Genomic DNA, 6,899 nt, shown 5'->3' on the forward strand with positions numbered 1-6,899 from the left:
GGGCGGGTTGGGTCTCTCGAGGATTTCAGGGCGGGCTGCGTCAAGAGCGTTTGTGAGCCGCTGAGGGGGAAAAGGCCGCCTGGTCGGTGACCTGGCGGCGGATGATGCGCAGTGATCTGATGAAGGACAGCCTGTCGGGGTCGATATCTGCCTGGTCGGCTGCCTCGCACATCAGGTGTCGGACTGCGTAGTGGGTCAGCAGGAGGGCCCAGATTTCCTGCTCGACCATGTCGGGCGTTTTCGAGCGCAGGACGCCACCGCGGCCGCGCTGGTGGGTCTTTATCTCGTCGAGGCTGGATTCGAATTCCCAGCGTTCTGCGTAGGCGGCGGCGAGTTCGGCGGCGCCTGCCTCATCGGGGTCCATGATCGTGGTGATCAGGCAGAAGATCTCTCCCTTGCCTTCGCGGTTGGTCACTTCATATTCGGCAACCCGAACTGGGATCCCTGCCGGCTCCTCGACGGTCGATCCGCGGTGACGCTGGTTGGCGCGTCGGTTTCTGACCTTCGGATCGAGCAGAAGAGATTCGTACGATCCATCTTTCAGCGACCGGACCACTGGCAGATGAGGTCCGTCGGGCATGCGCCACAGCAGATCCGCACCCGTTGCAGCAGCTGCCTCCCACAGCCGGTACGCGTAGAACCCCCGGTCGGCAGTGATCAGCATGCCCGGCTCGAAGTCGGCGAGGAGTTCTTTGGCGAGAGCGCCCTCATCCACACGCCAGGGCCCCAGCCGGGCAGCCACCACGGCATGTGTCCCACATTCGCCCAGTCCCACGATCTTCACCTGCGGAAACGGTGCGGGGTTCTTCGTCCCCCCGGAACGGCCGAACTCCGTGTCATTCGCAGGAGTATCGGGAATGTCCAGCACGAACCCGTCGATGGCCATCAGCCGCCACCGGCCCAGCCACGCTCCTTGTGAGCCGCGTCGAGCACACGGCAGCGCCACCCGCTCGAACAGCACACGCAAAGGCTCCGGTCCCAGACCAGGGCTGTTGCAAAGTCGGATTGATCTTGTAGGTGCGCTGGTCGTGGCCGTGTGACGGTGTCCGGCGGAGGCGCTACGAACGCAACGAAGCTCCCGTTGATGCGGGTGACCTTGCCAAGTCGCCTGTGCCAACGGGAGCTTCGATGTGCCGTCAGTCTGCCAGTATCTGTCTGATCAAGTCGCCTTCGCGTCAGCACCGCGGGCTCGTGTATCTGCCGGAGCGGCTGGCCACGCTGGCTGACCCGCGCCATCGGCGGGGGAAGCGTCACCCGTTCGTGAGCGTGCTGCTGATCGCCTGCTCGGCCGTGCTGAGCGGAGCACGCTCGTTCGCGGCGATCGGCCAGTGGGCCAGGGCGGCACCGCAGGATGCCCTGGCCCGTCTCGGCGCCCGCACCGGGACCGTGCTCAACGTCCGCCTCGCGCCGAGCGCGGCGACCATCCGCCGCGTCCTCAATGCCGTTTGTCCCGGCGGCCTCGCGGACCTGCTCGGCGCCGATCCGGCCGGGGCCAACACCCTGGCCGTCGACGGCAAGAGTGCCCGGCTCGCGCACCTCCACCACAGCGGCCGCACACCTGCTGGCCGCGATGACCGGCACCGGACTGACCGTCACCCAGCTGCGGGTCCCGGACAAAACGAACGAGATCACCTGCTTCGCCGCCCTGCTGGAACCATTCGATCTGACCGGCGTGACGGTGACCGCCGACGCGCTGCACACCCAGCGCGAGCACGCCCGTTTCCTGGTGGAGGAGAAGCAGGCGCACTACCTGCTGGTGGTCAAGGCCAACCAGCCCCGCCTGCATCACCAGCTGCGGTCGCTGCCGTGGGAAAGGGTCACCGCGCGGCGCTACGACCGCGAGGAGGGACACGGGCGCAAAGAGACGCGGGTGACCCGCGTGCTCACCGTGGACGGCCTCGGCCTGGACTTCCCGCACGCAGTGCAGGCAGCCCGCATCCTGCGCCACCGCACCGACGTGAAATCCGGGAAAGTCAGCCGCCAGACCGTCTACGCGCTCACCGACCTCAGTGCCCGGCAGGCATCCCCGCAGCGGATCGGGCATCTGGCCAGGTCACAGTGGGTGATCGAGAACCGGCTGCACTTCGTGCGCGACACCACCTTCGCCGAGGACGCCTCCACGATCCGCACCGGACACGGGCCGGACAACATGGCGACCCTCCGCAGTTTCGCGATCAACCAACTGCGAGCAGCGGGCCACACCAACATCGCAGCCAGCCTCCGCGCGATGTCCTACGACTGCTTCCGACGACCGCTCGAACTCCTCGGCCTCGCCTGACCAGCAACGATCCAAGACCAAAAGACTTTGCAACAGCCCTGGGCGGGGGCGCCGCGGAACCCCTCGTACGACTGCACAGTTCCAGGTGCGCTGTTCGCTCGGCCGTCGGGGCTGCACGGATGTAGCCGGACCCGCCCGCCCGCAGCTCCCGGGCGTTTGCGCCGTGTTCACACGCGACCTGCCACACCATCGCCCGGGTGGTGAAAGGGCGTTACCCCCGAGCTCGGGCTGCCCGGCGTGATGCGGTGCGAACGCTCCAGTACCAGCAGCCCACCAGCACCAGTGACGTCGCGGCGGTGGGCATCCAGCCCGTGTAGATATCCGCGAGCTGGGTGATGACGCTCATGGCGACGGTGGTCGCAGCCCAGATCGCGAGCCATCCGGCTGCCTTGCTCACTCGTCGGTGTCGTCGCATGGCGTCAAGGTACGCGGGTCGGAAGGCTGATCCGAACCTCCGTGGACAGAACAGCTAGGGCTCAGCGGCTGGGTCAGGTGATGCGTGACGGTGCGGGGTGTCAGCCGGGTGGGGTGCGCGGAGCTTTGAGGGCGAAGTGGTTCAGCACGGCGGAGGCGATCATGAGGATCAGTGAGAAGGTCAGAACGGCCATCACTGGGATGTTCACCCCCAGGCCGAAGTGCAGGGGGTAGATCGTGAGCATGGCGGCTCCGAGGAGTTGTGCCCATCCCCAAGGTGTCGGCCGCCGGACCCGGTGCAGGGCCCAGGGCGCCCATATCCGTCCAGTGGCGATGGCGGCGATGGCGGCGATGCCAACGCTGTATTCCAGTAGCGCCACCAGGCCGAGCAGGACCCATAGAGCCACGCGCACAGCGATCCCTCCCTTGACCCTGAACCTACCTACCGTCGGGTGGTGATCATTGCCAGGCTCTCATGTCCCGTGGCTGGCGGATCTTCGTGCGGGCGCGGTCGGAGTGGGTGGATGATGTGCGTCGTGACGTCAGGGATAGTGCGCCCGCGGTGGCGGGTTGCGATGCGTAGCGGTGGGTTCTTCCTCGTGGGGGGTGGGCTGGGCATCGTGGTGTACGGGCTGGTCGCGCACCCGTACCGGCTTGTGGGGGCCTCGGCTTGGGGTGGGTTGTTGTTCGGGGCGGCGGTGGCGGCGACTACCAGCGCGCTGTTTCCCGGTCGTGGCCGGCAGTGAGCCGTGTACCTGGGTGGGCGCGGAGGTTCGCTCTGGCGTTGTGGTGGTGCAGTGCGCTGGTGTGGTTCGGCCTGCACGCGCTGCGTAGTGGCGGCGTGGCGCGGGTGGGTTCGATCGTGGTGTTGGTCCTGATCGTGGCTCAGGCGGGTCTTGCCCTGGCGGAGTACACCCGCCCGAGGACGAAGCGTCGGCGAGCACGCGAGGCGGACCGTACCGGGCTTGGAACAGCCGAGGACTGAGCTTCGGCGTTGCGCCGGCAAGGATGCGGCAACCGCCCGGGCGATGCTGCCTCGGGTGACGCTATCGGGGACCTTTGGCAGCGCGTGCCCGGTAGCGCTCTAGAACTCCGATGGACAGCGAGGACGCGGCCATCACACCGAAGACGATGGCACTCCCATCGCCGCGGAGGTCTCGGTCCCCGAAACGGAGCCCGGCCAGCACGACAACGAGGCCGAGCAGCGCGAGCTGTACGCCCCGCAGAGCGATCGCTCGCCGGCCGCCGGCCGCCGGTTCCGTGTTGCTGTCTCTCCTGCGCACCGTCGTTGGTCCCCCTCTTGCCCGGGTCAGCTCGGCCTACTGCGTTGCGCCTATGCGCCCGCGGGAGATCTGACGATCCGGACGGGACGATACCCGCAGAATGTGCGGCCGTCGGCGGTCGGCTCGGCGACAAACCCATTGGTGCAGGCAGAAAATACGGACGGCTCTACACTTCAGCCCCGTAATCTGCCTATATGGCCACCGCTGATCGTGAACTGCTCTCCCGGCCCGCCCGCAACGCCGTCCGGGGACTGATGAGCGATCTCGTGGCAGGGGCGATCGGCGAGTACTGGGAGAACGAGCACTTCACCCAAGACCCCGACTTCACTCCCGGCGACGGCGGGGTCCGCAAGCAGCTCTTCGACTCCTACGCCGCATCCGTCGACTGGACCGACGACGACCAGGTAACCCGGGCCCTGCGGGTGTTCGAGAGCATGCTGCGCCGCCTGGACCGCGAGAGCCGAAAGTACGGTGGGAACGGCTTGCCTGCCGACACAGTGGCCGACCTACGGGAAGCGTTCGCGCGAGACGGCTGCCACCTGGACGATGAACTGCGCCTGCACACGGCACGCGTCGCCCACCTGACCGTGCACGCCGACGCGCTGACCGAGGCGTCGGGCGGGATCCTTCAGCGAGGACGTAAGACTCATGCCCGGCATCCTGGCCATCAGGTCTGACAGCGCATGATGAAGAAAGCTTTCCTCTCCGACGAAAAGGTTCATAACGCGCCACGAAGCGGAATCGGGGGTGCTGCCGGCACTCTCCCCCGACCTGCGACTTTGACGTGGGGGTATCCGGCGCACAGGAGCGCACCACACAATATGCGCCAACTTCCCCGCCCCAGCGGCGCTGCTGCCCCAACCGCGCAGGGGACGCGAGGCCCCGGGCGGGCCCGCATCTTCCCCGGCTCACCGAGCAGATGCCGGTATCCGGCTCGAGAGGAATACCCCGCAGCCGCAGCGCCCCGGGCACGACGCCGCCCGGTGTCGGCCGGCCCGTAGCGTGGTCGGTTCTGGTCTTCGGCCACCGGCCGGTCCTGGGATACGGGAGCACGATGGAGCACATCGGTCTGTATCACCGCTCGTCACGCACCTGCACATACGGGTGGGTGTCGCCGCCGCGGCGGGTGTTGTTCGTTGACGGGTGCCCACCCATTCGTTACCGTCTGTCCCTGATCAAATATCAGAGTTTGTATGTAGGGGGGTGTGGTGGTGCTGTTGACGACGGGGCAGGCCGCGGAGGAACTCGGTTGCGCTGTCACGACGTTCCGCCGCCTCGTGCACGCCGGGGTGCTGCCGGGGCTGTCCCGGCGGGGCAACCGCGTCATGGTCCCGCTGTCGGTGGTCCAGGCCCTCAAAGACCGGGCGCCGACCCCCCTGCACCAGCTGGCGGCACCCGAACTCGCCGTACTGCGGGTGGATACGGCCCGGCCGGCTCCCGAGGGCAACCGACGGTGGGTCGGTTTCGCCGCCGAGCTGCCGCCTGCTGACCTGCTGGCCGCGTTGCGGGGGCACTGGCGCTGCGATGCGGTGGCCGTCGCGGCAGGGGGAGTACTGCCGATCACGTTGTCGGGATACGTCGTGGCCGTCCTGACCGGCCTCCAACGCTGGGAGAAGAGCGCACCGGGCCGCCATACTTTCCCCGACGCCATCCTGGCCGGCCACCTCACCGACCTGGCCCGCCCGGTCACCCATCTGACCGCCCCGGATGCCGACGGCCGGGCTACCGCCGGCCTGTTGCTGGGAACCCGTCTGGAATCGCACTCGGGCGGAGCCATCGCCTACGTCACGACCCGTCCCACCAGCGGCCATGCCGCCACCTCATCCGCACCGCATCAGGGATCGTGATGGACGCCAAGACCTACGCCACCACCCTGGCCGAACTGCGCACGCTGCGCGACGACATCAAGAAGGCGCAGGCCGCCCTGGCAAAGCTCGAGGCGGAACGCGGCCGGCGGATCACGCTGCTGGCGGAGCACGACAAGGCGAAGGCCGACCGGATCGCCCCGGCCGCCGGCCTGGCGGTGATCGACGTGGTCGCCCTGGTGCCCTCCCTGGGCCCCCCCGTGCCCGCCTCCGGACCTGACACACCCTCACCGGCACCTGCCCACCCGGATGACCACGCCACGCCGCAGGCGCCCGCAGGGAAGATCGCCGCTGCGGGAGCGCTCGTTCCAGACCTGCGCCACCCCGCCCCGCCCGCGGCCGCCGAAGTGGTGCCCGAAGCCGCCGACCTCGCTGCCCCGCAGGGGGGCCCGGAGGCCGCCGTCGCGGACGAGGCCGTCGAGGACCATGAGCACGGCGACGTCCCGGCAACGGCGGCCGCCGTCTCGGTGCCCGTGCCGGTCACGGTGCCGGACGCGGGGGAGCGGGAGCTCCCCTCGATCCCGGCCGGCCCTGAGGGGGACCGGTGGTTCGCGGTGACGCCGAATCTGACGTCGACCCGCCCGAACTTCACCCAGCAGGCGCGGGCGATGGCGTTCCTGGACACCAGCACCGGCGTTCTGGTGCACCGTGATCAGACGGTGCGCGTGCAGCTCGGTGCGGCGTCCGTGGAGGAGATTCTGGCCGCGGTGTACGCGGTGCTGCCCGCCACGGTGGAGCGGATCTACGTCACCGCTGGCGACCCGTGGCACGCCGATGCCGCTCGGCACCCGTTCCTGCGCGACGCGGTCGCCGCGTGGCTGAACGCCCCGCCCGGGGACGCCTGGACGGTGGAGGCCTCGCGCGGCAAGGACCGGATGGCCGGGCACCTGGTGCACCCGCGCAACCCCGTCGGCCGGTGGCAGCGCGGCGACCAGCACACCGAGATCCGCAGTGTGGGGGAGTGGTTCGGGGTCGGCGACGCCGCCCCCGCCACGGGGCGCGACGCGTTCGTGGAGTTGTGGAAGGCGCTGAAAATCCACGGGTCGGACGGGGTGCTGA

Annotated in this window: 5 protein-coding genes and 3 pseudogenes; 5 read left to right on the forward strand and 3 right to left on the reverse strand. The window is 68.9% G+C overall.

Translation table 11 applies throughout. The features are described 5' to 3' along the window. Nucleotides 1-40: 40 nt before the first annotated feature. A pseudogene (locus O3W51_RS39970) lies at nucleotides 41-982 on the reverse strand (IS4 family transposase); the annotation flags it as partial. A 146-nt stretch (nucleotides 983-1,128) separates the two neighbouring features. Here O3W51_RS39970 and O3W51_RS39975 point away from each other — a divergent pair. Both O3W51_RS39975 and O3W51_RS39980 read left to right on the forward strand, forming a co-directional pair. After that, nucleotides 1,129-1,458 (forward strand): annotated as a pseudogene (locus tag O3W51_RS39975) (transposase family protein); the annotation flags it as partial. 61 nt (nucleotides 1,459-1,519) lie between these two features. Further along, nucleotides 1,520-2,278 carry an ISAs1 family transposase gene (locus tag O3W51_RS39980; RefSeq protein ID WP_269288734.1) on the forward strand — a complete coding sequence of 253 codons (759 nt, stop codon included), beginning with the start codon at nucleotides 1,520-1,522 and terminating at the stop codon, nucleotides 2,276-2,278. 211 nt (nucleotides 2,279-2,489) lie between these two features. Here the strand turns inward: O3W51_RS39980 and O3W51_RS39985 are convergent, their stop codons facing one another. Together O3W51_RS39985 and O3W51_RS39990 are read right to left on the reverse strand one after the other, a co-directional pair. Continuing rightward, complete coding sequence (locus O3W51_RS39985) at nucleotides 2,490-2,693, reverse strand: hypothetical protein (protein WP_138357171.1); 204 nt, start codon at nucleotides 2,691-2,693, stop codon at nucleotides 2,490-2,492. A gap of 100 nt (nucleotides 2,694-2,793) precedes the next feature. Continuing rightward, on the reverse strand, nucleotides 2,794-3,099 hold the full coding sequence (locus tag O3W51_RS39990) for a hypothetical protein (RefSeq protein WP_138357172.1): 306 nt from the start codon (nucleotides 3,097-3,099) through the stop codon (nucleotides 2,794-2,796). Between the two features lie 1,070 nt (nucleotides 3,100-4,169). Between O3W51_RS39990 and O3W51_RS39995 the strand changes: the two genes are divergently transcribed. From O3W51_RS39995 to O3W51_RS40005, 3 genes and pseudogenes are all read left to right on the forward strand, one after another. Further along, on the forward strand, nucleotides 4,170-4,652 hold the full coding sequence (locus tag O3W51_RS39995; protein ID WP_138357173.1) for a hypothetical protein: 483 nt from the start codon (nucleotides 4,170-4,172) through the stop codon (nucleotides 4,650-4,652). Between the two features lie 534 nt (nucleotides 4,653-5,186). Then, the gene (locus O3W51_RS40000; protein WP_138357174.1) at nucleotides 5,187-5,822 is read left to right on the forward strand and encodes a helix-turn-helix domain-containing protein; all 636 of its coding nucleotides are present in this window, start codon (nucleotides 5,187-5,189) and stop codon (nucleotides 5,820-5,822) included. Further along, nucleotides 5,822-6,899, forward strand: a pseudogene (locus O3W51_RS40005) (Mucin-19); the annotation flags it as partial. The gene O3W51_RS40000 and the pseudogene O3W51_RS40005, both read left to right, overlap by 1 nt.

Source organism: Streptomyces sp. H39-C1, assembly GCF_027158125.1.
GTDB lineage: Bacteria > Actinomycetota > Actinomycetes > Streptomycetales > Streptomycetaceae > Actinacidiphila > Actinacidiphila fildesensis.